This is a genomic window from Paenibacillus sp. XY044 (assembly GCF_002257645.1).
Classification (GTDB): domain Bacteria; phylum Bacillota; class Bacilli; order Paenibacillales; family Paenibacillaceae; genus Paenibacillus_AQ.
Genome location: NZ_NQMO01000001.1, coordinates 316190 through 343142, shown reverse-complemented (window position 1 = coordinate 343142; position 26953 = coordinate 316190). Strand labels below are relative to the sequence as shown.

The window sequence follows — 26953 nt, the reverse complement described above, 5'->3', positions numbered from 1 at the left end:
TTTCCGGCAATGAGACATTTTTGAAGACTCTCGGAGCGCCGGTTTACGGCGTGTTTTAAAAAAGTGCAAAGCCGGCAAAAGAGTGATATGCCGCCGAATGCCCGCTGCAAAAATATCCGATTGCGTTTACCGCAACCCCCTTCTAAAGTGGGGTTCGTAACCTTACAGCAGAATGGAGTGGGACGCAAATGTTGAATAAGCTTTATCACGGGGCCGCTTTTTATCCTGAATTGTGGAGCGGAGAAGTCGTCCGGGAAGATATCCAGCGGATGGTGGAAACCGGCATTAACGTCGTCCGGATCGGTGAGTTTATATGGTCGACCGTCGAGCCCGAAGAAGGACATATTGATGTCACTCCCCTTGCCGGCGTGATCAAGCAGTTATATGAAGCCGGCATTGAAACGATTCTGTGCACCCCTACTGCCACGCCTCCGATCTGGTATACGCACGGACATCCCGAGCGGCTGTTCGTCAACGCGGAAGGCATCTTGCTTGGGCATGGCTCGCGCCAGCATGCCTGCACGAACCATCCTTCGCTCCGGGAAAGGGCTGAAATCATTACTGAACGGCTCGCCCAGGAGCTGGGGCGCCTTCCCGGGGTTATCGGCTGGCAGCTCGACAACGAGTTTAAAGCGCATGTCTCCGAGTGCATGTGCGCTGTATGCCGCCGGCTTTGGCACGAATGGCTGGAGCGGCGTTACGGAACGGTCGAACGGCTGAACGAGCTGTGGGGAACGCGGATTTGGAGCGAATCGTACAACGCATTCGACCAAGTGCCGCAGCCGGGGCCAACCCCGTTTCTGCACAACTCGTCGCTGCAGACGATGTACCGGTTGTTCTCGATGGAGAAAATCGCCGAGTTCGCGGACGAGCAGGCCGCGATCATCCGCCGTCACTCGGCCGCCCCGGTTACCCATAACGGCAGTGTCGCCTTCCACATCGACAACGAACTGCTATTCCGGCATTTGGACTTCGCTTCCTTCGATACGTATGCCAGCGCGGCCCATTACGCGGCCTATTTGCTGAACTGCGATTTATACCGGAATTTCAAGCCGGGAAGGCCGTTCTGGATCATGGAAACAAGCCCATCCCATGCGGGATCCATCGCAAGCAGCGGCACACCGCACCCGAACGGCTATTTGGCCGCCGAGGCGGTTGCCGCGTACGCACTGGGAGCGGAAGGGTTCTGCTATTGGCTGTGGAGACAGCAGCGGGCGGGTTCCGAGCAGCCGCACGGTTCGGTGGTCAGCGCCTGGGGCCGGCCCGGCGTCGGCTACCGGAACGTGCTCGAGGCGGAACAAGCTCGCCTGGCGATCGAGCCTGCGATCACGGGCAGCCGGCCCGTACAGGCTGAGGTCGCGATTACTTATTCCGACCGAGCCAAGGCATTCCTTGCGACCGAATCGCATGGCAAGCTGCGCCACCGTGGACTGGTGAGCGGTGCTTACGAGCGGGTGCTGCGGACGGGCATGCACCGGGACCTTATACCCGAGGGAGCCTCATTGGAAGGCTACAAGCTGCTATGGTCTCCGTTTATCCCCCACTTGTCATCGGATTTTATTAGACGGGCGCTCGCATTCGTGGAACAAGGCGGCATCTGGATCGTTGGTCCGTTCAGCGGTATCCGGACGGAAGAGCATACCGTCCCCACGGACGCGGGGCTCGGTGAGCTGGAGCCCTTGACCGGAGCAGAGACGGTGTTTACCTATGCGATGGACGGAACGGGCACGACGGGCGCAGCGTTCGGGCTGGAAGCCCCACTGTCACTGTGGAGCTCCGTATATAAGCCGACGGAAGCGAAAAGCGTCGGTACGCTTATCGGTGGTCCATCGCCGGGCTTGTCATTCCTGACGGAAACGAAGCGGGGACAAGGCAAAATTGTGCTGCTCGGCTCGCTGCCGGCAGGAGACGAAGGAAACGAGATGCTGGAGCGGATGCTGATCCATTACGGGAGAGAAGCGAACGTTTTGCGGCTTGCGGAAGCGACGATCGGCACAATTGTGGCGCCGCGTGAATCGAAGACGGAGGAGTTATGGGTGATCGTCAACATGGACGGTGAAGGCGGAAGCGTAACGCTTCCGCGCGAAGGGATCGATAAGCTGAGCGGCGAACGCATCACGGCAGGCAGGCTTGAAGTCGGCCGCTACGAATACCGCTTGATCGCTTTTCCCTCCGCAGCCTCCCGGAAATGACGTAAAAGCCGCGTATCCTTGCAGCCAAGAAAAGAAAAGCCGCATTCGCTTGGTGCGAATGCGGCTGGTCAACTTTATTATGAAGTGGCGGAAGTGTTATGTTCCCGCTCCGCTTCATACACATATTCAATATCATCATAAGCTGCCAAATAATTGACGACCAGATCGTATCCTTGCAGATACCAGGTGTCCTGTTCCTCTATAAAAAAGGTCACGTCCTCAAGCTCTTCCTTCAGCATGGGATGCCCCGGGTTCTCCACGGAAATGCCGAGCGAAAATCCGGGATGCAGTCCGCCACCCGAGCTGTAGCGGGGAAAAAAGCGAAGTGCCGCACCCTCTGCCAGATTCAATTCTCGTTTATACCAGCGTGCAGCGTCTTGGCTGATCCGCAGTTCCATCTGGTTTCACTCCCTCTCTCTAATCTGTATGTTGATAAGTACATCATAACATTTTTTTGCTGATTCCTGAAAATATAAATTGACAGTTCTCTTGACACGATGATAAAATTTTCTGCATACGAGATCCGTTTTCAATTTATTCCCAAATGAACCCGGCAAGGTCGTGTCCTTGATGCGCAAGTACTTCCTGTTCGGGCTCAGACCGAACATCAACAAGAAAGGGTGAGTTCTATGTTCAATATGATAAATTTTCATCCACGCAACCATCATCAAGATCTTTATCAATTGAATACTGGAGCAGCCCTGCTGGTGAAACCTTCTTAAGGAGCGCGATAGAGTCGTGCCTCTTGGAGCCATTGAAATATTAACATTCCTGCGGTCCGGTTGCTCACACTCACCGTACGCATGATAAATGTAGGATTGCAAGGCATATCGTCCGTATACGGATGGTATGCCTTTTTTAATTTTCCATGAACTCCGCAAGCAAGAACTGCCGGCATTTTAGACATGAGAGGAAGTGAAAGTTTTGTTTTCCGTACTTAAAAACCTGGGCTGGTTTTTCCGCCAGGAAAAAAAGCGTTACTTGATCGGTCTTGTCATGCTGATCCTTTGCGGAATCGGCGAACTGTTCCCCCCGCGTTTTCTCGGCAGCGCCATCGACGAAATTGTTCGCGGCTCGATTACCTGGGCTTCGCTGACGCGGTATATTGTGCTGATTCTCGGTACGCTGACCGTAATTTACATCATCACCTACATATGGATGCACAAGCTGTTCGGCGGTGCCAACCTGGTGGAGCGCATCCTGCGTTCCCGCTACATGAACCAGCTGCTGCGCATGGTCCCTCCGTTCTTTGAACGGAACCGGACGGGTGATTTGATGGCCAGAGCCACCAACGACCTTCGTTCCGTCGCCAACACGGCGGGCTTCGGCATGCTCGTGATGACGGACTCGACGGTGTACCTCAGCGTCGTGCTGCTGGCGATGGGCTTTCTCATCAGCTGGAAGCTGACGCTCGCCGCAATTCTGCCGCTGCCGTTTATCGCCCTCGCCATGAAAATTTACGGCAAGGTTATTCACGAACGGTATACGGCCGCTCAGGACGCGTTCGGCGACATGAACGACCAGGTACTGGAATCGGTCGCCGGGGTGCGCGTCATCCGGGCGTACGTCCAAGAGCGGGAGGACCAGCGCCGGTTCAAGGAAATTACGGACGACGTGTACCGTAAAAACATGCGGGTCGCCAAGCTGGACGCCCTGTTTGAGCCGACCATCCGCTTATGCGTGGGTCTGAGCTATGTGATCGGCCTGGCTTTCGGCATTTATCTCGTTTTTAGAAATCAAATTACCCTGGGGGATCTCGTATCGTTCAACATGTACCTGGGGATGATGATCTGGCCGATGTTTGCGATCGGCGAGCTGATCAATGTCATGCAGCGGGGCAGCGCCTCCCTCGACCGGGTCAATGAGACGTTATCGGTTGTGCCGGACGTTCAGGATGCGCCGGATGTGATTGATGTGAAACGTCCCGACACGATCGAGATGCGGGATGTCACGTTCCGGTATCCGACGTCTTCGGTCGACAACCTGAAGCACATTAACCTGACCTTGCACAAAGGTCAAACGCTCGGCGTCGTGGGACGCACCGGCAGCGGCAAATCGACGCTGCTGAAGCAGCTGCTGCACGAATATCCGACGGGAACCGGGGATATTCTGATCTCGAAAGTCCCGATCGAGCGCATTACCCAAGACCAGCTTCACGGCTGGATCGGCTATGTTCCGCAGGAACAGATCTTGTTCTCCAAATCGGTCCGGCAAAATATCCAGTTCGGCAAATTCCAGGCCGAAGACGACATCATTATGGAGGCCATCGCAACGGCTGCGTTTGACAATGACCTGCACACGCTTGCAGCCGGACTTGACACGCTCGTCGGCGAGAAAGGCGTATCCCTTTCCGGCGGCCAGAAGCAGCGTGTATCGCTGGCCAGAGCCTTCATTTCCGATCCGGATATCCTTATACTCGATGACGCCCTTTCTGCGGTCGACGCTCGAACCGAGGCGCGGATTATCGAAAATATCCGTGAGCAGCGTTCCGGTAAAACGACGCTGATCTCCACGCACCGCCTGTCTGCCATCGAACATGCGGACTGGATCGTGGTGCTGGATGAAGGAGCGATCATCGAAGAAGGAACCCACGCGCAGCTGCTCTCCAAAGGCGGCTGGTACCGCGAACAGTTTGAACGGCAGCAGGTCGAAAACAATCTGTCTACTTAAAAATGAGGTGTAAACCTATGAATTCTAAAGCTAGCGTAGGCAAGCGTCTGTTCCAGTACGCCCTATGCGCCAAAGGCATCTTTATCGCGGCCATCATCGCCCTGTCAATCGGCGTCGGCGCCGAGCTTGCGGGCCCGTTTATCGCCAAGTCCATGATCGACGATCATATGCTGGGTATTGAACGGCCGTATTTTGAGACGACATCATCTGAAAGCGCCGTATCCTACAACGGACATCATTACAAGCGCGGCGACCGGTTCGGGGAAGGAGAAGCCAAGGGCCAGGAGGTCCGGCTGCTGCAAATCGGACGGGATTTTTATTTCGTCAACCAGCCCGTTACCAATCCGGACGGGGAGCGCAAATTCGAGAACGGCCAGCTGACGATCAGCCGCGGAGGCGCCGTGGCGACGTATCCGGCCGCCAAGCTGACCGCAAGCGAGCTGTATTCCTTTTACAAGCTGGAGATACCGGGCATTTTGAAGCTCGTCGGACTGTACTGCATTTTCCTGGTCATCAGCATCTTTACGGAATTCGGCAAAACGTATTGGCTGCAGTCTTCCGCCAACAAAGTCATCCAAAAGCTGCGGACCGACGTCTATGCACACATGCAGCGGCTGCCGGTGTATTTCTTCGATACGCTGCCTGCCGGCAAGGTGGTCTCCCGCATCACTAACGATACCGAAGCGGTCAAGGACCTGTTCGTTGCGGTGCTGTCGAACTTCAGTTCAGGGATCATTTACATTACGGGGGTTTATATCGCCTTGTTCCTGCTGGACGTTCGGCTTGGCCTCGTCTGCTTGTTCGTCATCCCGCTGCTGATCGTATGGATTGTGCTGTACCGGAAATTTGCGACCAAGTATAACACGATTATTCGTTCACGCTTAAGCGAAATTAACGCTATCATCAACGAGTCCATTCAAGGGATGTCCATCATCCGCGTATTCCGCCGGCAAAAGCAGACATCCGATGAGTTTGAAGCATTAAACGACGACTACATGAAACATCAGAATAAAATGCTCAATCTGAACGCCCTGACGACTCACAATCTGGTCAACGTGCTGCGGAGCTTTTCTTTTGCCGTGATCCTCTGGTATTTCGGCTTCGGCACGCTGACCGGAGGCAGCGCCGTGTCGCTCGGCGTACTGTACGCCTTCGTCGACGTCCTTGGACGTTTGTTCCAGCCGATTACCGGAATGGTCAACCAGCTCGCCGCCCTGGACTCTTCCATGGTTTCGGCCGGCCGCGTATTTACGCTGATGGATGAGCCGGGCGAAGACGTGACGGACGGGACGATGCCGCGGTACAAAGGCAACGTCGAGTTCAAGAACGTTTCCTTTGCGTACAAGGACGACCTTTATGTCCTGAAGAACATCAATTTTGAAGCGAAGCAGGGTAAGACGGTCGCTTTGGTCGGCCATACCGGTTCCGGCAAAAGCTCGATTATCAACCTGCTGTTCCGGTTCTACGACCCGCAAAAAGGGACCATCACGATCGACGGCCAGGATGTGACCGCGCTGCCGAAGCAGTGGCTCCGCCACCATATGGGCATCGTGCTGCAGGATCCGTACCTCTTCACGGGTACGATTGCCTCGAACGTAAGCCTGGGCGACGCCAAAATTTCGCGCGAGCAAATCGAAAAGGCGCTGCGCGATGTCGGCGCCGAGCGGATCCTCGCGCATCTGCCGCAGGGCTTCGATGAGCCCGTCGTCGAGAAGGGCAGCACGCTCTCGGCAGGGCAGCGCCAATTAATCTCGTTTGCGCGCGCACTCGCTTTCGATCCGGCCATCCTCATTCTCGACGAGGCCACGGCCAATATCGATACCGAGACGGAGAGCCTGATCCAGTCCGCGCTCGAGGTGCTGAAGAAGGGCCGTACGACATTCATCATCGCGCACCGCCTCTCGACCATCCGCAGCGCCGACCAGATTCTGGTGCTGCACCGGGGCGAGATCGTTGAGCGAGGCAGCCATGACGAGCTCATGCAGTTCGGTGGAAGATACTATCAAATGTACCAGCTTCAGCAGGGTGCGGGAGCAGCGGAACCTTCCCCGGACAGCGAGACCAAAGCACGGCCGCCGGTCCAGGCGCCTTCGCCGGTGTAATTCGCCGAGCTTAGCCATGCAGGACAGCGTGCGGTGCAAATTGGCTTATGGTCACTTTCACGAAAAAAAAATCAAAGGGAGCGAATCCGTCATCGGATCGCTCCCTTTGTTCTGTCACGCGGTTTGGTTTTTGCATCGTTGATCATGACGACAGAGGCTTATCCGGTCCTCCCGATCCGATTACGAGTGCTCTCCCGGATTTCGCCCCGGCTGCGCCGCTGCACCGGAATCCGGATCGTCACGCAGGTTCCGATCCCCTGCCGGCTGTACAGGGAGACGCCGTAATCGCTGCCGAAATACAGCTTGATCCGGTCGTTTACGTTCCGGATGCCGTACCCTTTTCGCTGCTTCCCGGCTCCTAATCCAGACATAGCCGAACCCGAGCCGGACAGCTCCTCTACCCGCTCCCGCGTCATCCCGCTGCCATCGTCGATAATCCGGAATACGATTGAGCCGCTACCGTCGTCCATCCGTCCGACAACCCGGATATAAATCCGGTCCCCGCGCCAGGCGTGCTGCAGCGCGTTCTCAATGAACGGCTGCAGGATCAGCTTCACCGTCATGTATTTCACGATCTGCGGGTCGACGTCAAAATGCACCTCCATCCGCTCGCCGTACTTGACCTGTTGAATATCGATGTACGCCTGCACCTGTTCGATTTCGTGATAAATGGAGATGACCGTCTGCCCTTCATTCAGCGACAACCGGTAAAACTTTGCCAGGTTCATCACCATCTGGTGCTGCTTCTCCACTTGTCCGAACTTGGCCAGCCGGCTGATCGAGGACAGCGTATTGTACAGGAAGTGCGGATTGATCTGCGCCTGCAGCGTCTCCAGCTCCGCTTCCTTTTTCTTCAGGTTCGTGACGTACACCTCTTGGATCAGATGCTCTGTCTGTTCGCCCAGCTTGTTCAGCGAGCCGGCAATGATCGTAAACTCGTCATTCCCCCGGTAATGAATCCGTTTATGAAAGTCTCCCTGCTGAAACCGCTGCAGCACCGATACGACCTTCGATACCCTCCGTGAGAAGAAGCGGGACACCCCGAAGGCGACGATCGAGATCAGACCGACGCTAAGCAGACAGATGACGAGCGTGAGCAGGTTCACCTTGCGTGTGTCTTGCGCTACCACGCTGTTCGGAACATAAGCCGCCAGCTTCCAGCCGAGTTCGGGCAGTGTTTCCTCCAGGATCGTATAGCGATCCGGATCGATCGCCGCCTTACTCCCAAGTTCGGAAGCCAGGAGCAAACCGCTCTCGCCGGATGCGTACATTCGCCGGCCTCCCTCCCCGCTGACCGACAGCATGCTGCCGCTGCCGATTTTGCCCGCATCGACGCTCTGGAGAATTTCGGATAAATAAACGCTGATCCGGATAAAACCTATCGTCTCCAGCTCCATCGGATCGCGGGTGTCGACCAGCCGCCGCAGCAGCGAGATCCTCCCGAACATGCTGTCGTCCTCAACCTGCCGCCACACGACGGTTTTGCCGTATTCCTCCGGAGGAAAGGCATTAAACCACGGTTTGTTCTCGATCCGGTTCAGATGGTACAAATCCCAATGATTCCCCCTGGTCAAAGGGTCCGTCCCCTGCGGGTCGGCGTTGTAGATTTCGGGCAGCGTTCCATTTTTCAAATAAATGCTCATCCAGATCCGCAGGTTGCTTGAATCCGTGACCTGACGGAACTTCGGAATCAAAAGCTTTTTTGTCGTCTGGTAGCTGACCCAGCCCTCCTCGTAGCGCATCAGCTCCAGGGGCATGCTCTCGTCATAGTACAGCAAATCGGAAAGCCGCTGCGTATCCTCCATTTTATAGGCGATGTTGTCGCGGATCTGCTTCAGCGTCCCGGCCAGATTCGAGTTCATTTGCGCGCGGTAGGAGTTGACGAGGATCGTATTAGCGATATAACCGAACAAAAAAATCGGCACGATGATCAGCACCAAATAGGAGATGAACAGTTTGACGCCAAAGGGCAGGAATACCCGACTGCCGGGCGGCCTCATTTTCACGCGCCTCATTATACGTTTCTCCTGAACTCGCCCGGCGTCATACCGAACACTTCTTTAAATTGACGGCTGAAATAGGGCATATACCGGTAACCGACCCGGTCCGCCACCTCGTAGACTTTCACTCTGGGGTCCCTAAGGAGCTCGCCCGCTTTCTCCATCCGCAGGTGAATGACGTATTCGCTGAAATTCGTACCCATGACTTCCTTGAACAGCGTTCCCAGATAGTTCGGGGAAAAGCAAAGGTGGTCGGCGACCTCCTTCAGCGTCACGTTCTCGTGCAGCTGCTCTATCACGTACCGGATCATTTCGTCCACGAGCTTCGAGCTCTTCTTCTGCTTTCGGCGCTGAATGACCTCAGCCGCGGCATAAAGCCGTTTTCTCAGCCAGGAGCGGATATCGTCGATCGTCTCGAGCTGCAGCATCACATCCGGACTACCCCCGGTTTCCTCCTGCAGGGCGTTCGCGAGGCTTTCATTAATCGCCCGGAGGTGATGCTCGAGTCCGAGCAGGATGTGCATGACGAAATACTGGATTTTCAGCTTCGACCTCATCCCGGCCGCTGCGGTGAACAGCCGGTCAATTTCGTCGCTGATGGTGACGAGATCAAAGTTCAGTACTGCGGTATACAGCGGCTCCAGCGGCAGCGCGGTTTGGGAAGGCTGCTCACGGGCATCGTCCCACTTCAGTTCCCCATGGCGGATCACCCGCCCCTTGCCGGCAATCAGTTTGGACGCCAGTGCTTCCAGCGCTTCACCATAGGAACGGCGCAGCTCGAACAGATTCGCCGCCTCTTCCCCTACGCCGACCGTGACGGAGAAAGGATGCAGCTCATGAATCCGCTCCGCAAGGGCCGACATCGCTTGCAAGTCCACCCCCTCCTCGATCAGCACGAAAATCCGCCGCCGTGTGGTTTTGCATACGTGCCGGATTCCGACCTCGGTGAGCAGTGGAACCAACGAATCGTAAAATCGGTTGAACCATTCCTGCTGCCGGTGCTCCGTCATCGGGTCGAACTTCCAGCTGAGATCGTCCAGTTCGATAGCGGCCGCGCGCACCGGCCATTTCAAACGGTCAAAGCCATAGCTATCCTGCAGCACCTCGGCTGCCTCTTCAGCTTCCGCCCCTTCGAGAAACTTTAATAAATATTCGTTTTTGGCGATTTGCCGGTAGGCATGTTCGTTCTGCTGCCGCCGCTTCTCCTGATCCAGCTGCTGCACGACGGTGCGCAGCGCATCGGTCAGCTCCTTATCGTCCATCGGCTTCAGCACGTAGCTGAACGCATTCAGGGCAATCGCTTCTTTAACATAGTGAAAATCCTGGTAACCGCTCACGAAAATAACCCGAAGCCGACCCATGAGTTCCCGGGCCTTTCTTGCCAGCTCCAGGCCTGTCATGCTTGGCATATGTACGTCTGTTACTAAGATATCGACAGGCTGGCGTTCCAGCACCGCCAGGGCGTCAAACCCGTTGTTCACTGCGCCTGCCACTTCCAGCCGCAGTTCTGCCCAGGGAATAAAGGAGCGCATTCCCTCCAGATCAAGAATCTCGTCATCCACGATCAATACCTTGTACATGAGCTCATCTCCTGATCATCAAAATGTAGTACTGTGGTCAGATCACAGCTTCAGCAAACTGCTTTCCATCCGTCCCACGCAATCATGCTGTCTGCCCCGAAATGCACCCCGGACGCAGGAGAAGCGAGCAGCCGCCCCGGGTTGGGACGGCATCCTCGCAATTAGAAGAATTAGTATTATTATACCAAAACCTGCTAGATTCTGATTATTGGCCACCGATTTTTTTGAGATTCTCCTGCCATTTCTGCGTCTTGTATTCGAGCAGCTTGTCGTATCCGACCGCCAAGGCGTCCTTCTGCGCCTGGTCCAGGATCGCGAGCACTTCGTCGTCGCTCTTCGCATACAGCGCTTTGGCGCGGGATTCGGAGAAAATCTCGTCCACGCTTTGCTGAATGATGCCTTCTTCGGTATCCGGCATCGGGCTCAAGTTGACGAAGGCGGTGGCGTTATACTGTGTTTTCCACGTAATTTCGGATTGGTAGCGGCTCTCCCAGTTCTGTTTTTCCGGAGGGAGCGTCTTCTCGAATTTCATCTTCGACTTGTCAATATAGACGGTGTTGCCGTTCCACTGGAGATTCACGGTCGCATCCATAATATCGCTGCGCTTCTGTATGTCGTTTGTGTACGTGTCGGTAAAGACCGGATATCCTTCCTCATCCGTGCCCTGCCACAGGACTCCTTCAGGTCCCCACATGATGACCCGGCTCCCTTCTTCTCCGGTCAGCCAGTCAAGGAACGCAAATATTTTCTCGGGATCCTTGGCGGATTTCGTAATGACGGCCACGTTCCAGCCCAGCTGATTGTAGGTTCCTGTCCAAATCTTGTTTTTGTCCAGGCCATCCTTATGAACGGGCCAGATCATTTCGTAGCCGGCAGTCGGATCCTTTTTCTTGAGCTCCACGTCTCCCTTACTGCCGTATTCCGTCGGGCTCGCTCCAGCTGCGATGGCAATGCGGCCGTTATAAGCTTTTTCAAGAATTTGGTCTTTCGTTTGGGTTAATGCGTCCTGGGCCATCAGCTTTTCGCGGAACAGCTTGGAGGCAAACTGCATGGCCTCGCGGTAGACCGGATCTTGGAAAATGGACGTCAGCTTGTTGTCGACCGGCACGGCTCTCTCTTTCAAATACACCGGCGGGTGGTCTTCTCCGAACGCCCCATACAGAATATCAAGCCCCTGCCCGTCCTTGGCCAAATCCGGCTCAAACGGCACCATGTTCGGATATTTCGCTTTCACACTCTTCAGGTAGTTATACAGATCGTCGGTCGTCTCCAGTTTCGGCGAACCGAGCTCCTTGTACACCTTGCTGTTCATCAGGTAGCCGGCGTTTCCCGCAGGCTGTGAAGTATACCAGTTCGGGAATTGGTACAGCTTGCCGTCACTTGAGCGGAGCATGTTGAGCGTGGAGTCCCCGGCCCATTTTTTCAAATTCGGATATTTGTCCAAATAGTCGTCATAAGGCACCAGCATGCCTGCCGCGCGCAGCCGCTCCACATCGGCGCCCCGCTCCATCCAGATGACATCGGGCAGCTCCTTGGATGCGATCATCGTGTTGAGCTTTTGCGCCGCATTGCCGCCGGAGTTGACGGCCGTGACATTGATCTTTTTGTTGTCCTGGATCCATTGGCTCGCCACGTCCCCGCCCCAAGTCGGCATCGTGTACCAATCATAATGGCCGTAGAACGTAAAATTGACAGGCTCGCTGCCGAGCTGAAAAGGCTCCGAGGCATTACCGCTTCCTTCTTTCGTTTCGGTTTGGCCCTCCACCTTCGGCGTGCCGCTGTCCGCGATCTTCTCCCCGCTGCCGCCTGAACAGCCCGCCAGCGCTGTGGCTGTTGTGCACAGGAATACCAAGGCCACAAGCAGCGTTCTTCTCCAACTTTTCATGTGTGATAACCCCTTTTCCCCAATGTCAATTTATGTTTAAAGCAGCAATAGCTCCAAACCTTATTCCTTCAGCGAACCCACCATGACGCCCTTCACAAAGTACTTCTGCACAAACGGGTACACTGCGATAATCGGCAGCGTCGCGACCATCATCGTCGCCATGGAGAGCGACTTGGTCGTCACGCTTTTCATCGTTTCCAGCCTGCTCTGGGCAGCCGAGTCCAGCTTGGACATCTGTTCGGTCATAATATTCGTGCTCAAGATCTGCTGAAGCATGGATTGAATCGGCAGCAGCTTCTCATTGGTGATGTAAATGCTGGGCAGAAACCACTCATTCCAATGTGCAACCGCGGTGAACAGCCCGAGCGTGGCGATCACCGGCCCCGACAGCGGCAGGATGATCCGGAAAAAGGTGGCCCAGTTGCCGCAGCCGTCGATTTTGGCCGATTCCTCCAGTCCTCCGGGAAGCCCCATAAAAAACGTCCGGAAGATGATCATGTTCCACACGCTGATCAGTCCCGGGATGATAAACACCCAGAACGAATTCATCAGACCGAGACCGCGGACGACGAGAAACGTCGGGATGAGTCCGCCGCCGAAATACATCGTCACGACGCACATCAGCATGTAAAACTTACGGCCGATAAGCTCCTTCTTCGTCATGCCGTAGGCGAAAATGGCGGTGCACAGCACCGACAGAATGGTGCCGACGACCGTCCGGAGCACGCTGATGAGAAACGCGTTCGAGATCCGGTCATCCTGAAACACGACCCGGTAATTTTCAAATGACCATACCCGCGGCCAAAAGGTAATCCCGCCGAGAGCGGTGTCCATGCCGTTGTTCAACGAAATGACCAGACCGTTCCAGAACGGGTAGAACGTGCTGAATCCCAGTAAAATGAGCAGCAAATAAATGAAGACCATCATGATCCGGTCACCGGTACTTGTATATCTCACAATTGTGCAGCCTCCCTGTTTCCTGCGGAATCTCCCGCGCTTACCACAAGCTGTTTCCCGACCTGCGGGCAAAGTAGTTGGCAAAGGTCAGCAGACCGACGCTGATCACGGCCTTGAACAAACCGACCGCCGTGGCGTACGAGTAGCGTTGATTGGTAATGCCCACCCGGTACACATAGGTATCGATGACACTGGCCACATCCCGCAGCACCGGATTTGCCCCGAGCAGGAGAATGTCTTCAAACCCGGCGCTCAGCAGGTTGCCGATCGCCAGAATCATAAAGATGACGACCACCGGCATGATGGATGGGATCGTGATCATGACCACCTGCTTGACCCTTCCCGCTCCGTCGATCGACGCCGCCTCATACAAGCTCGGGTTGATTCCCGCAATCGCAGCCAGGTACACGATCGAATTGAATCCGATCTCCTTCCAGACGCTGGTCGAGACGATAATGCCCCAGAAGTACTCCGCCCGGCCCAGAAAGCCGATCGGCTCCTTAATCAGATGCAGCTTCTGCAGCAGGATGTTCAGGCTGCCGTTATCTGTGGACAGAATCGACATGGCAAACCCGGCCACGATGACCCAGGACAGGAAATGGGGCAGGTAGCTGATCGTCTGGATCACCCTTTTGAAGAACATCTGCCTGACTTCGTTCAGCATCAGGGCCAAAATGATCGGTGCGGGAAACCCGATACCAAACTTCAGCAAGCTGATGATGATCGTATTGCGCAAAATTGTCCAAAACTCGGGTGCATGAAAAAACATGCTGAAATGTTTGAACCCCACCCACGGACTGTGCCAAAACCCGTTAAAAATGTTATAGTCCTGAAAAGCCATCAGCACGCCGTACATCGGTATGTATGAAAAAATAAAAATCAAAATGAGCGCCGGAATGACCATCAGCTGAATATCCCACTGCTTGAGCATTCGGTAAGCCAATCCCCGCTTCTTCCTCCTCTCGGTGACGGGCACGCTGTTCGCGAGCTGCGACATCCTCTCTCCCCCCTTGCCAACATTGTAAACGGGATGGCCGCTGCGATACTATTTGCCTCGTCAACGAAAAATGATACTTTTAACCGGAATTCCCCATGATCTTGATCCAGCCACAAAAAAATCCCCTGTCTCCGGTATTCCGGAAACAAGGGGATCTAGTATCGCCGCGTTTTGTTGACGATGCTATTTATTGGGTAACGGACGGCATCTCTTCGAGCGATCCCTTCAGGGAAATGCCCGTCCCGAGACCGCCGCCAGTTTGCTTGACGCTGACCTGGATTTTGCTGTCCATGTAAAAGGATACTTTGGCCGTGGAAATCACCTGCGGATACATCATGCCGGGCGCGGGTTTGGTGACGGTGTAATAGGCGACCGCCTTTCCTTCCGACACGAACTCGATCCGGTCGATCTTAAGGCCGTATCCCGGATTCGGCATATCCTCTTTCGTAAGGACGATCCGGTTCACCTGGTCGTTCACCTTCTCCACGCTGACCGCAACCTGGTCATCGTTCTCCGGCGAATTTACCGGCTGATGCGAAGCTACGAAATTCATGGCGTGATAGATCATCTCTGCCGCCTCCATCCGGGTGATGTTCTCCTTTGGATGGAATTTCTGCTGCGAGTCCAGCTTGGCTATGTTAGTTAGGAGCAAAAACTGGACGGCCTCCCGTGAACCGGAAGCCATTTCGTTCTCATCCTGGACCGTGACGTACATTTTGATCATCGGGTAGTCGCCGGTAGCGGTGACGGCTTTGTAGAGCATCTGCGCGAATTCATCCTTCGTGACCTTATCATTCCAGCTGCCGATAGTCGATGCCACGAGCCCATGATCCAGCGCAGTTTCGGCCGCTTGGGCATACCAGACGGAGGATGGAACCGTCAGCTTCCCGGCATTTGCCGAATCCGTGACCGGCTGCAGCTTCATGGCTTTCACCAGCATCTGTACGCTTTGGGCTGCCGTCAGCGGCTCGGCCGGACCGAACCGGTCCGCGGAGATCCCGTGTATGACCCCTTGCGTTTGCAGTGCTTCGGCGATGCTTTCCTGCTGGCTATTCGGCAGATCCGAGAACGCATAGACGGAAGACGCCGACGCAAGGCAGCCTGCCATCACCATGGCCGCAGCCCATTTCTTTGTGATTTTCATCCAAATCACCTCCTCAGCCTCTCAGACGGGGAACCACCCGCAAATGTTTCAACATAACCGTAGGCCGGAATGCCCATTTTATGATGTGTTAACGCTGGTTGGAGCCGCCCGGCTGTTCATTCTCGAGCCCCAGCTTCACGTATAATTCATTTGTGTAGCCCTGCAGCTTCTGCTCAAGCTCCTGGGCTTGATCCCGAAATGCGGTCAGCTCGCGGATCATTCGTGCCCGTCCGCCCGGAGTGAACGTTTCCTTGATCCGTTCCTTGAAATAGTCGTGAACGATATAATTCCGCTGCTTCCATACGTCTTTTAATAGAAGCGTCTCTTCTTCCGTAAAAGGAAAGTGATGCCGGATTTCGTTCACAAGCTGCCCGAGGGAACTGCTGAGCTTGCGCTGATACAGCTCGGTCAGCTCCTCTTCGGAAGGAACCTCCCCCTTCGACAGCTTCATCAGCATCAGCAGATTGGTCAGCTGCTGCTCCAACGCCTGCGAATAATATACAGCCAAGCCGAAATACGCGAACAATTCCTTCGATTGCTGCTCGATACCCTGTGGACCGACTGATTTCATGCTTCTCCTCCTGACTCCTGCTGCCGGGTTCATCTTCTTATGTAAAAATTTCTGATCGGAAAGACCTATCTCCATGTTACCGTGCTTACGGTCCAATCACAACCCGAAATCAGCGGTGCCTTGGCGCAGGAGTACCTGATGTGCCAGCTTAAGTTCTAGCATCCCGGTATGAGGAAAAAATCCAGTAGGCGGCGGCCAGAGCGAAGGCATACAGGTACGTATACCCAATCACGCCCCAGACGCTGTGAAGGAGAGCAGTATCGCTTCGCATCAGAGTGTCGATCATTTCAGCCACCGGAGGAACGGCCCAGCGGATCCAAGAGAAACCTTCGGGCAGCTTGGCTGCAATCTGCCTCACCCCAATCGATAAAATGACGATCGTCAGCAGAATCGCCGTCGCACGGCTGATATTGCGGATGTAAGCGGCTTGAAGAAAGTAGCTGGTGCCTGCCCCCAGCATGCCCAAAGCCAGATGCCCGGAAGAGGCGATAAGCCACTGCCGCGCGCTCACCGTTTCGGCAAACATGTTCGTCACGACAGGATACAGCAGGAAAAAGGCGCTTATAAATAAGATAACGGCGAGCAGGGCCAGCATTTGGCTAGCCGCATATTTCCGCATGCTCCCTGCATGAAGCACGCTGAGCTGTTCTAGTGCGGCGCCCGCATGATTCAGGAAGCTGAACGAAATCCACGCCCCGCCGACAAACAGAAATGCAGAAGTGACCGCATAACTGTCCATTACCGGATTCGGCTTGTAGGAGTACAACAGCATCATTGCGATCAGCATGCTCCCCACAGGAGCAAAGTATCGGTAAGACCGGATGTAGCTGGCGAGCAAAAATGAAGCGAGACGGATCATCGCGTTCCTCCTTCTAAGGCAGCCGCCGCAGTCTGCAGCAGCTCGCCGAGATCCACTCCGGACGGTTCGCGCAGCGAAACGGATACGATATGACCCCCGCCGTGAAGTATCCGCTGCAGCACGTGATCGCTTAAGTCCGTTCTTACATGAATCTCGGATTCCGACCCCTCTTTTACCCAAGCCACTTCCCTATCGCCGATCCCCTCCAAAGACTGGCGGATGCGCAGCGGATCTCCATGAAAAAGAATGATCGCATACCGGACCGTTTCTATGCGAAACCCGCGTTCCTCCTTAACGATTCTCCCGTTCTCAAGCAGTACGATGCGGTCCGCGGCCTGGTTGATCAGCTCCGGCTCATGGACGGACATAACCATCGCAGTCCCCATCCCTTTCATGTCCATCAGCAGGCGGATCACCTCTTTCTGCGAGGGAATATCGATACCGGACAAAGGCTCATCCAGCAGGAGAAGCCGGGGGCTCCCCATCACCGCTTGGACCAGATTGATCTTCTGCAGCATGCCTTTGGAAAAATGACTCATTCGAACATCCCTGTACGGTTCCATCCCCAGCCTCTTGAGCCATTCGGTTATTTCCGACTGAACGGTCCGCCTGTCCATTCCTCGCGTCCGGCCCATGCTCATCAAAAACTCGCCCGGCGTAAACGGGAGCGCCGGGAACTTCTCGGTTACAAGCCCGACCCTGAGGCTCCGGCCGGCCTCCGTCAGCCGTCTTCCCTGGGTAGGATGGGATAACCCGGCCAGCAGGCGGAGCAGCGTGCTTTTGCCAGAGCCGTTTTTCCCGACCAGTGCCGTACACTCCCCTTCGGCGATTTCGAGCGTAATATGATGAGCCGCCATCCGGCGGTCGTAGCGTTTGCTGACATCCTCCAGCCGGAGGATGATCCCGGCCGGCATTTTCCGCCAGCCAGGTCCATTATGCTCCACAGCCAACCAACTCTCCTCCCCCGTTCAACGAAATGGTACTTACATCCGCTGCGGCGTTTGTAAGCCGAGCAGATGCATCGTTCTCAATAATGAGGCGCCCGTCAGCTCCGACAGCTTCAGTCTCGCTTCCCTCAAGCTGCTGTCCTCAATTACAATCCGCTCCTTATTGTAAAAATGGTTGAACGCCTGTGCTACATCCAGTGCATACCTTGCCATTACCGAGGGCTCGTTGTTCTGGATCCCGCGCTTCAGCTGGTCCGGGAAACGTGTCAGCAGCTTAAGCAGCTCCCATCCTGAATCTCCAAGCTGGCCGTTTCCCGCATCGGCAGCCCCGGCCGTTCCCGCCTCCGATTCACCTGCCGAACGTCCTTTGGCCAGTACACTTTGGGTACGTGCGTAAGTGTATTGGAGATACGGTCCGGTCTCCCCGTCGAAATTCAGCGCTTCCTCCAGTGAGAAATCCACTTCGTTTTGGCGGTTGTTTTTCAAATCACCGAAAATAATCGCCCCGATCCCGACCGCCTCCGCAACCTCCTGCTTGTGTTCGAGGCTGCTGTTTTTCTGTTCAATAATCGTAAGCGCCCGGGCAACCGCTTCATCCAGCACTTCCTCGAGATAGACGATCTTGCCACGGCGGGTCGACATTTTCTTTCCTTCGAACCGCATCAGGCCAAAGGGCACATGTTCGCATTGATCCACCCAATCCGCCCCCATACGGCGTAGAACGGCAAATACCTGCTGAAAGTGCAGCTTCTGCTCACCGCCTACGACATACAGCAGTTTGTCGGCCTGCATGACATCATGCCGGTAAATGGCCGTAGCCAGATCACGCGTCGGGTAGATGGTCGTCCCGTCCGTTTTGATGATCAGGCATGGCGGCATCCCTTCATCATCCAGGCGTACGACCATCGCGCCTTCGCTCTCTTCGAGCAAATGCTGGTCGCGCAGCTGGTTCACGACGGCTCCCATCTTGTCATTGTAGAAGCTTTCTCCGAGCGTATAGTCGAAGCTCACGCCCAGGCGGTCGTACATCCGCTGAAACTCCTTCAAGCTGACGTCTACGAAATACTTCCACAACCTGTAGGCTTCCTCGTCCCCGGATTCCAGCTTACGGAACCATTCCCTGGCCTCCGGCTCCAGCGTCTCATCATTGGGGGCTTCCTCATGAAACTGAACATAGAGCTTCAGGGATTCCCGGATCGGATTGGCCAGAATGGCTTCATCGTTCCCCCAGCGCTTGTAGGCAGCGATTTGCTTGCCGAACTGGGTGCCCCAGTCTCCCAGATGGTTGACGCTGGCCACGTCGTATCCCGCCAGTTTGTACATGTTGTATAGGGCGGCGCCGATCATGGTGGAGCGCAGATGTCCGATGCCCATTGGCTTGGCGATATTCGGCGAGGACATGTCGATAAGCACTTTATCGCCTTTTCCCAGGTTCGGTAGATCATCCGCCGCCGTCAATTCGCCCATAATTTGCGGCTCGTAGCGTTTCCGGTCGAGCCTGAAGTTGACATAAGGGCCGGCTGCCTCCGCCTGTATTCCGGCATCTCCGTCAAACTGGGAAGCCAGCTCTTTCGCGATGTCCGCAGGCGATTTTTTAAACGTTTTGGCCAGCGTAAAGCATGGAAAAGCAATATCCCCCATCTGCGCGAGCGGCGGGGTTTCCAGCAGATCCTCAATTTGCTGCTTCGTCCACGGCACGTGCGGCTCGAGCGCCGACGCGATCCATTCCTGTAACATAACGATCATCCTTTCCCTAACGTTAAACGACCATGGCAATAAGAAAAACGTTTATCGACGTACCTTCAAAGAAGACAGACCGCGTTTAAAGGTAATTTTTCTTGCAATATCAGGAAGCAATGCCTCTGGAGTTCATACTTTCTGATATTATAAGAAAAACGTCTATCGACGTACCTTCAAAGAAGACAGACCGCGTTTAAAGGTAATTTTTCTTGCAATATCAGGAAGTGATGGCTCTGGAGTTTATACTTTCTGATATTATCAAAAAAGCCCCCGTCTCTATAATAGAGACGAGAGCTGAATTCCCGCGGTACCACTCTAAGTAAACGGGCCTTGCGCCTGCACGGCATCCGTTTCCCTTGAAGCCTTTAACGGCGGCTAACCGGACCTTTCTACTCCGCCCCCATATCGCGGCTTCAGTTCAAAAGGCCGTCTCCCGGGTGCGCTTCATGAAGGTGCGGCATACCGGCTTCCACCATCCCCGGCTCGCTTTATGCCCTTCGCTTCACTACTCTCCCGTTCCAAGACGTTCAATTTTCCAATAGTATACACGGGAGACGACAAAAAAAGCAACTCCCCAATGTTCGGCCACAGGATTGCCGATCATTATCCGTGCTATGCATCCTGCGCTTCTCCGCGGGAATCGCAGGAATGACATACCGCCAAATCATTCATTTCCAGCAGCTCGATAAACTTGGCCAGCCTTGGCAGCAGCGGCTCTGCCTTCTCGCCGAACCGGGCGTATAGCTTGCCTGCGATATCCGCCACCGAGTGGGAACCGTCGCAGCAGGCGGCCACTTCACTGCCCAGCGCATCCAATCGAATCCTGACAACCGCCGGTTGTTTCAGCCATTTGACCGACTGGCGGGCCAGCCATCCCTCGCGCTGCACGGACAACGTGACGATTCCCTCAGTCTTCTCGGCCTTCACCTTTGAATGCAGCACCGGAACCAAGTCCAGCAGATTCGCCGGCATTCCGGCGGAGCCTTTCCGCTTCTTCCGAAGATCCAACATTCCGCTACACCTCCCGCTTCGTCACGACGGATTCCTTCTTTTGCCGGAGGGAGATCCATGCCAGCATCACGACCACAAGCAGGAACACGACCAGAGGAAGCACATTGCTTGAGACTAGGACGTCTCCAGGTATCGGTACGCCGAGCCAGATCAGGATCGCAATGATCACCCCGATCAGCGATTCGCCGGCGATCAGGCCAGAGGCCAGCAGCGTCCCCGTTTCCACCCGGGCTTTGAGCAATCCGGCATCCTTGCGTGAACGCCATTCCACGAACCAGCGTACGATACCGCCGATCATAATGGGGGTGCTGACGTGGATAGGCAGGTAGATGCCGACCGCTACGGTCAACGAGTTGAGCCCCAGAAACTCGAACACCACTGCCGAAGCCGCACCGATAAAGATCAGCTCCCACGGTAAATTGTTCGACATGATGCCCTCCACGATCAGCCGCATTAATACGGCCTTCGGCGCAGGGAGCTGTTGGGATCCGAGTCCGTAGCTTTCGTTAAGCACCGACAAAATAAAGCCGATCACCAGGCCGGATACGAGCACCCCGATCATCATGGCCACCTGCTGCTTCCAGGGCGTTCCGCCCACCAGATATCCTGTTTTCAGATCCTGCGATATGTCGCCGGCCACGGCCAGCGCAACACAGACAATCGCCCCGACTGTCAGTGCGGCGATCATTCCGCCCATGCCCGACAGACCGGTCATTTTAAATATAAACGTTACGATGAGCAGCGTCGCTATCGTCATGCCGGACACTGGCGAGGAGGAACTCCCCACCAGACCTACGATCCGGGAGGCGACCGTTACGAACAAAAACCCGAAAATGGCAATGGCAATCGCACCAATGATCCCCACTTCGGTCAGCGGAGCAAACGCAATGATGATGACGAGAAGCGCAATCATGATCGTCACCCAGAAGCCGGGAATATCGAACTGGGTGCGGTCCAGCGCGACCTTTTGCTCGTTTCGTTTACTTAAGCCTGACAAAGTCGCCGCCAGCGAGCTGAACAGCATGGGCAGAGTTTTCACCAATGTGATTAACCCGCCCGCCGCCACCGCGCCGGCGCCAATGTAGCGAATATAGCCTTCCCAGATGCCCCAGGCGTCCAGCTGAGGTATCGGCGCTTCGGCTGGCGATAGTACAGCCTGTGCGCCTCCGCCGAAAAAGCCGATCATCGGGATCATAACGAGCCACGCCATAATCCCGCCGGCAAGCATCTGCCCCGAAATCGCCGGGCCGATAATGTAGCCAACGCCGAGCAGCGCCGGGTATGTATCCATGCCGATGACCGCATTTTTAAACCGGTAAATGCCGGTTTCGATCTCGGTCTTAAACCACTTGAAACCATCCCCAAGCGCTTTCACCAGGCCGCCGGCAATAAATCCGTACAGAACCATTTTTGCGCTCTTGCCGCCGGTCTCACCCGATATGAGCACTTCCGCACAGGCGGTACCTTCAGGGTACGGCAGCGTCTGATGCTCATTGACGATCAAGAGCCGGCGCAGCGGGATCATCATCGCGACGCCCAAAAATCCGCCCACGAGCATGATGAAGCTGACGGTTCCGATGCCCGGTACCTGGTTCCACATATATAAGGCGGGCAGGGTAAAGATCGCCCCGGCCGCCACCGCCTCTCCTGCCGTCGTCATCGTTTGCACGATATTGTTTTCCAGGATCGATTTCCGTTTAAACAACCCGCGCAGGACCCCGAGCGAAATCACGGCCGCCGGAATCGATGCGCTGACCGTCAGCCCGATTTTAAGCCCCAGGTAGGCGTTCGCAGCTGCAAATACGACTGCCAGGATGATGCCCAGAATGACGGCAAGCAGCGTAAGCTCCGGCAGTGTTCTGGATGCGGGTATGTAGGGGATGAAGCTTGAAGATTGCTTGGTATTTTGCTTGTCCATGTTGATTCTCCCTTCAGCCGGTACCGGTTGTAGTAGCCAACCATATGTTACCCGAATTGGTGGAAAATCAATCGTATAGACGACCGCATAACCCGGAACTCGAAAAAAGCCTGATCGCCGGGGTATCCCCCGGCAATCAGGCTATGGTTCGGTGCGGCCAGGCATCCAGTCAGGCCGCTACAAGCATTTGGCGGCACGCCTCGGCGCATCGGCGGCATGCCTCAGCACATGCTTGGCAGTGATCATGCTCGTGCTTGCTGCATTCCTCGGCGCATGCTTCGCAGGCCGTGATGCACAGCTCGCAGATTTGCGTCACGAACGGGCTGTGGCGAAGCATCGACTGCGCCGCCAAATCGCAAATATCCGCGCATTCCCGGTCCAGACGGATGCATTCGCGCAGCATGGCCAGTTCATACTCCTTCAAGCTGGAAACATAACAAACGTTGCAAGCGTTCATACACTGCAAGCAGGCTTCGATGCAATCCTTGTACTGCTGTTCCTGGTTCATCATGATCGATCTACCTCCCGTAATTTACTGCTCTGCACATCTATTAACCGTTTGGGAGGCGGCATAACCAGGAAAATTCAGTCTGTCTCCTGCAGCCCGGCTTGTTCAAGGCCGAGCAGAGCCTGTTCAAGCTCACTGCGTGAAAAATGCTCGCCGATGAAAACCGCAACATCCGGAATGTTTCCCTGCGGGGTAATTTTCATAAAATCAGACTCCCGGAAGGCATACTGAAAAAGGAACCGGCTGGCCGTATCGCTGAAGGTCAGCACGCCTTTGGCCCGGTAAACGTCCCGCGGAAGATTGGCGATCAAACGTTCAAAGGCCAAGCTTTCGACGGGACCTTTAAAATAATGGGTATAGACCATAACATGGTCATGCGATTCATGGTCGTGTGATTCATGGGATTGATGCGGGTGGTGCACATGGTGCGAATTCTGGCCATGACCCGAATCCGATTCGCCATGCGGCTCTGGGGCTAACTCCCGGCCATTTTTCGGCAAAAGCTCGCCCGGTGGTTGCTTGCTTCCGATACCAGCTGCGGGACCCAAATCTGTCTGGACCCCTTCCAAGGCATCAAACAGCGACGCAATATCCACCCGGCAGCGGACTGCCTTCCATACCGCCGCGTATTCGTTCCACCGGGCAACAATGCTCTTCAGAAGGCCTTCCTCCTCTTCTTTGACCCTGTCCATTTTGTTCAGGATCAGTGCCGACGCGCAGCGGATCTGCTCCTGCATGAGCCGGTAGGTTTTGCCCTTCTGTACGTTGTACAGCTCCAGCAAGTGAGCCGAATCCACGACCGTCATGATGCCTTTCAGATCAATCGGCAAATAAAGCGCCGCCTCGGACACTCCCTCCAAAATTTCCATCGGATTAGCGATGCCTGTCGCTTCGACCACGATGACATCCGGAGCCTCACGCTGGATCAAACCGGCGATTTCCCCGCTCAAATCCCCGCGGATCGAGCAGCAGATGCAGCCGCTCAGCATTTCGGTCATCGGAACCTGCTCCTGCACCTGCAGCCCGTCGAGGTTCACGTCGCCGACCTCGTTCATGATGACGGCCGGCAGCAATCCTTCGCCCTGCCAGTGGTCAATCAGCTGCTGCAGCAATGTCGTTTTCCCGCTTCCGAGAAATCCCGACAATATGTAAATTGGCGTCGTTTGGCTCATAGGTGTATCTCCTCCGTTATCCTTCCTTGCATGACTAGCACAGTGTACTACAGCACCTATCGCCGCCGCAAGCGTGTCCGGTTTCTTTCCTTTGCCGTCCTTCGAAGCTTTGCACCGCCGGCCCCTGCCGTTGTCGCCTTAAACTTGCAAGGGGATCTGGAAAAGACTATCCTAGTGAAATAGCCATAAAAGATCGTAGGGAGTTGATAGAGTATGAACATGAAATCAGTGGACGAGCATCGCAGCCAGGCACCCGCGACCGTGTCCTGCATGATTGTGGCTGTCTCGGATACCCGGACGAAGGAAACCGATACCGGCGGGCAGCTGATGATATCCCTGCTGGAGGAAGCGGGCTACCGGATTGCCGATTATGTGATCGTGGCGGACGATTACGAGGGAATCCGCGAGCTGGTACACGAAGCGTCAGCACGCCCGGATGTCGAGGCACTGCTGCTGACCGGAGGAACCGGTATTTCGCCTAGAGACACGACGTGCGAGGCAGTCTCTTCGCTGCTGGACAAGGAAATGCCCGGATTCGGGGAAATTTTCCGGTATCTGAGCTTTACGGAGGATATAGGAGCGGCAGCGATCCTGAGCCGGGCCATCGCCGGAACGGTCGGCAAGACCGCCGTCTTTTCCATGCCGGGATCCCGTGGAGCCGTCAAGCTGGCATTGGAGAAAATTATTATACCGGAGCTCAGGCATGTCATGCGGGAAATTTACAAGAAGGAATAGGCTGCGCAGTAAATCCTGATAAAACAAAAAATGCCGGACTCATCGCGGATGAGCCGGCATTTCGTTATTCACTTCAATCATTTCATCCGGTCGATGAGGGAGTTAAATACCTTCTTAACTTCTGCATCGTATTTGCCTTTCTCTTTGCCGGAGGAAGTGTAAATCAGCGAAGCGGTAGAATAATTATAGATGACCGTCCGGGACCGCGGCGTATCGATCAATCTTTGGTCGCCGTACCAGTTGTGAATCCGCTCGACCCGCTCGGCTTCGTTCGAAAAAACATGGAGCGTAATATACTGCAGCGGATTGCCGGCGATCATGTACATATAACTGATATTGCCTCTTCCGTCCTCAGCGTACATCTCATGCGTCAGAGGGACCCCTTCATGCCCGAACTGAAGCTGCATCTCTTTCAGAAACTTGCCGTTCAGCCCTTTTCCTTGGGATTGCGCCCGAAGGTTTCCCTCCGAATAGGATTGCATATTATATAATTTGGTTTCTTTTTTAACGACTTCATGTGAATCACATCCGGCCATAGCGGCTGTAAGCAGCATGCCGGCCAGAACTCCCGCTACCCGTCTCTTCATGATGGTCCATCCCTTCCAGATTCCTGTTGCCGATTATAGCGGCACTAAGCTGATATAGGTTAGAATGCCATCAATGCATACGGTTTATGCAGCGTGATTCACTCGGGCAATGATTCCAGGCTAAGCAGCGTCCGTCCCACGGCTTCTCCGCGTAGAATCGCCGCCAGGACGTCCGGCAGTTCGCTCAATCCGCATTCGGCCAATCCTTCGGATAACGCCGTTTCCGGCTTCCATGCCGATCCGAGCAAATTCCAGACCCGGCTCCGGGTCTCCTTTGGACAGAATACGGAATCGATCCCGAGCAGGTTGACTCCGCGCAGGATAAACGGGTGGACCGTACTGTCGAACGCCGATCCTCCGGTCAATCCAGAGAGGGCGATGCCGCCGCCGTACTTAACGCTTTTCAGCAGCGTCCCCAGCTGAGGACCGCCTACCGGATCGACCACGCCGGCCCAGCGGCTTGTGGCCAAGACGCCTTTAACCGGAGCGGAAATGTCTTCCCTGCCGACGACGGCATGTGCTCCAAGTCCGGTGAGCCATTCCTTCTGCGCCTCCAGCTTGCCCGTGCTGGCGGTGACTTGATACCCCAGCCGGGACAACATGCTGACGGCAAAGCTGCCGACGCCACCTGTCGCTCCGGTCACCAGTACCTCCCCGCTGTCCGGCGTGACCCCGCTTCGGATCAAAGAGTCCACCGATAGGGCGGCCGTAAAGCCGGCCGTCCCGATTCCCATCGCCTCACGCATGCTGAGTCCCTTCGGGAGATGTACAAGCCATTCGCCTTTAAGGCGGGCGTACTCACTGAATCCTCCAAAATGGTCGGTCCCCACACCATACCCCGTGCACAGCACCTGGTCTCCGACCTTAAACGCCGGGTGCTCCGATTGCGTGACTTCACCCGCCAGGTCAATGCCCGGAACCATCGGGTACCGGGTAACGACCTTCCCATCGGGGAGGCTTGCCAAGCCGTCCTTGTAATTCACTCCCGAATAGTGGACCCGGATTGTCACATCGCCGGGCGGCAGCTGATCCTCGGTCAGCGTTTCGATGCCGCTCTGAAAACCGCCGTTCTCATCTTTACGGACCATAAATGCCTGAAACTTTTCCATACTCATTTGTCCCTCCTTACAGATTGCCCATATTATACCTCTGCACAAGGTCCCTTTCAAAATACAAAGGACGAACCCGACACCTTCCCTGTCCGGCATAATAGTATGGCATGAAATGTTGCGAGCAGGGCAACGTCACAACAATCATCAACGGCCATACGATCGACTTTTGTCGAATGATCAGGAAGTACATCGGAGCATGCCTGATTTTGCGCTTTCCCGAGAAATAATTCCCCTATGCCCGGCCGCATGCAGCGGTGGTTTTTTGT

21 protein-coding genes and 1 other annotated feature are annotated in these 26953 nt (G+C 55.2%); of the genes, 4 read left to right on the top strand and 17 right to left on the bottom strand.

Translation table 11 applies throughout. The features are described from left to right. Nucleotides 1–191 precede the first annotated feature (191 nt). On the top strand, nt 192–2192 hold the full coding sequence (locus CJP46_RS01615; RefSeq protein WP_179281082.1) for a beta-galactosidase: 2001 nt from the start codon (nt 192–194) through the stop codon (nt 2190–2192). A 77-nt stretch (nt 2193–2269) separates the two neighbouring features. On the opposite strand, the gene CJP46_RS01610 is transcribed toward CJP46_RS01615, so the two are convergent. Further along, nucleotides 2270–2590, bottom strand: coding sequence for a HesB/YadR/YfhF family protein (locus tag CJP46_RS01610; protein ID WP_094593857.1), 321 nt, complete (start codon nt 2588–2590; stop codon nt 2270–2272). A 526-nt stretch (nt 2591–3116) separates the two neighbouring features. Between CJP46_RS01610 and CJP46_RS01600 the strand changes: the two genes are divergently transcribed. Together CJP46_RS01600 and CJP46_RS01595 are read left to right on the top strand one after the other, a co-directional pair. After that, nucleotides 3117–4862: an ABC transporter ATP-binding protein gene (locus tag CJP46_RS01600; RefSeq protein WP_094593855.1), complete on the top strand. Its 1746-nt coding sequence runs from the start codon at nt 3117–3119 to the stop codon at nt 4860–4862. 17 nt (nt 4863–4879) lie between these two features. Continuing rightward, a complete protein-coding gene (locus CJP46_RS01595) occupies nt 4880–6964 on the top strand; it encodes an ABC transporter ATP-binding protein (RefSeq protein WP_179280987.1) in 2085 nt (694 codons plus the stop codon). A gap of 158 nt (nt 6965–7122) precedes the next feature. Here CJP46_RS01595 and CJP46_RS01590 read toward each other — a convergent pair whose 3' ends face one another. From CJP46_RS01590 to CJP46_RS01525, 14 genes are all read right to left on the bottom strand, one after another. Beyond that, on the bottom strand, nt 7123–8979 hold the full coding sequence (locus CJP46_RS01590) for a sensor histidine kinase (RefSeq protein WP_256992145.1): 1857 nt from the start codon (nt 8977–8979) through the stop codon (nt 7123–7125). After that, nucleotides 8979–10544 carry a response regulator gene (locus CJP46_RS01585; RefSeq protein WP_094593853.1) on the bottom strand — a complete coding sequence of 522 codons (1566 nt, stop codon included), beginning with the start codon at nt 10542–10544 and terminating at the stop codon, nt 8979–8981. Before CJP46_RS01585 ends, CJP46_RS01590 begins: the two co-directional genes overlap by 1 nt. Nucleotides 10545–10749: 205 nt before the next feature. Next, on the bottom strand, nt 10750–12429 hold the full coding sequence (locus CJP46_RS01580; RefSeq protein WP_094593852.1) for an extracellular solute-binding protein: 1680 nt from the start codon (nt 12427–12429) through the stop codon (nt 10750–10752). Between the two features lie 60 nt (nt 12430–12489). Then, entirely contained in the window at nt 12490–13356 is an 867-nt protein-coding gene (locus CJP46_RS01575) for a carbohydrate ABC transporter permease (RefSeq protein WP_094595014.1), read from the bottom strand. Nucleotides 13357–13426: 70 nt separating this feature from the next. Beyond that, nucleotides 13427–14317 (bottom strand): ABC transporter permease, encoded by an 891-nt coding sequence (locus CJP46_RS01570; RefSeq protein WP_256992240.1) that lies wholly within the window; start codon nt 14315–14317, stop codon nt 13427–13429. Between the two features lie 253 nt (nt 14318–14570). Further along, complete coding sequence (locus tag CJP46_RS01565) at nt 14571–15527, bottom strand: protease complex subunit PrcB family protein (protein WP_094593850.1); 957 nt, start codon at nt 15525–15527, stop codon at nt 14571–14573. Between the two features lie 88 nt (nt 15528–15615). Further along, entirely contained in the window at nt 15616–16098 is a 483-nt protein-coding gene (locus tag CJP46_RS01560; RefSeq protein ID WP_094593849.1) for a hypothetical protein, read from the bottom strand. A 148-nt stretch (nt 16099–16246) separates the two neighbouring features. After that, the gene (locus tag CJP46_RS01555; protein ID WP_094593848.1) at nt 16247–16957 is read right to left on the bottom strand and encodes a hypothetical protein; all 711 of its coding nucleotides are present in this window, start codon (nt 16955–16957) and stop codon (nt 16247–16249) included. Next, the gene (locus CJP46_RS01550; protein ID WP_256992239.1) at nt 16954–17901 is read right to left on the bottom strand and encodes an ABC transporter ATP-binding protein; all 948 of its coding nucleotides are present in this window, start codon (nt 17899–17901) and stop codon (nt 16954–16956) included. The genes CJP46_RS01555 and CJP46_RS01550 overlap by 4 nt, the downstream gene beginning before the upstream one ends. Before the next feature lie 39 nt (nt 17902–17940). Continuing rightward, complete coding sequence (gene argS / locus CJP46_RS01545; RefSeq protein ID WP_094593846.1) at nt 17941–19641, bottom strand: arginine--tRNA ligase; 1701 nt, start codon at nt 19639–19641, stop codon at nt 17941–17943. Nucleotides 19642–19924: 283 nt separating this feature from the next. Beyond that, nucleotides 19925–20174 (bottom strand) — a binding site (T-box leader). 82 nt (nt 20175–20256) lie between these two features. After that, nucleotides 20257–20655, bottom strand: coding sequence for a PqqD family protein (locus tag CJP46_RS01540; protein WP_256992144.1), 399 nt, complete (start codon nt 20653–20655; stop codon nt 20257–20259). Between the two features lie 4 nt (nt 20656–20659). Beyond that, nucleotides 20660–22573 carry an OPT family oligopeptide transporter gene (locus tag CJP46_RS01535; RefSeq protein WP_094593845.1) on the bottom strand — a complete coding sequence of 638 codons (1914 nt, stop codon included), beginning with the start codon at nt 22571–22573 and terminating at the stop codon, nt 20660–20662. A 169-nt stretch (nt 22574–22742) separates the two neighbouring features. Beyond that, entirely contained in the window at nt 22743–23081 is a 339-nt protein-coding gene (locus CJP46_RS01530; protein ID WP_076169531.1) for a four-helix bundle copper-binding protein, read from the bottom strand. 77 nt (nt 23082–23158) lie between these two features. Beyond that, complete coding sequence (locus CJP46_RS01525; RefSeq protein ID WP_094593844.1) at nt 23159–24253, bottom strand: CobW family GTP-binding protein; 1095 nt, start codon at nt 24251–24253, stop codon at nt 23159–23161. A 213-nt stretch (nt 24254–24466) separates the two neighbouring features. On the opposite strand from CJP46_RS01525, the gene CJP46_RS01520 reads away from it, so the two are divergent. Further along, nucleotides 24467–24988 carry a MogA/MoaB family molybdenum cofactor biosynthesis protein gene (locus CJP46_RS01520; protein ID WP_094593843.1) on the top strand — a complete coding sequence of 174 codons (522 nt, stop codon included), beginning with the start codon at nt 24467–24469 and terminating at the stop codon, nt 24986–24988. Nucleotides 24989–25065: 77 nt separating this feature from the next. Here CJP46_RS01520 and CJP46_RS01515 read toward each other — a convergent pair whose 3' ends face one another. Both CJP46_RS01515 and CJP46_RS01510 read right to left on the bottom strand, forming a co-directional pair. Next, the gene (locus CJP46_RS01515; protein ID WP_094593842.1) at nt 25066–25575 is read right to left on the bottom strand and encodes a hypothetical protein; all 510 of its coding nucleotides are present in this window, start codon (nt 25573–25575) and stop codon (nt 25066–25068) included. A 98-nt stretch (nt 25576–25673) separates the two neighbouring features. Beyond that, complete coding sequence (locus CJP46_RS01510; protein ID WP_094593841.1) at nt 25674–26684, bottom strand: acrylyl-CoA reductase family protein; 1011 nt, start codon at nt 26682–26684, stop codon at nt 25674–25676. Nucleotides 26685–26953 lie beyond the last annotated feature (269 nt).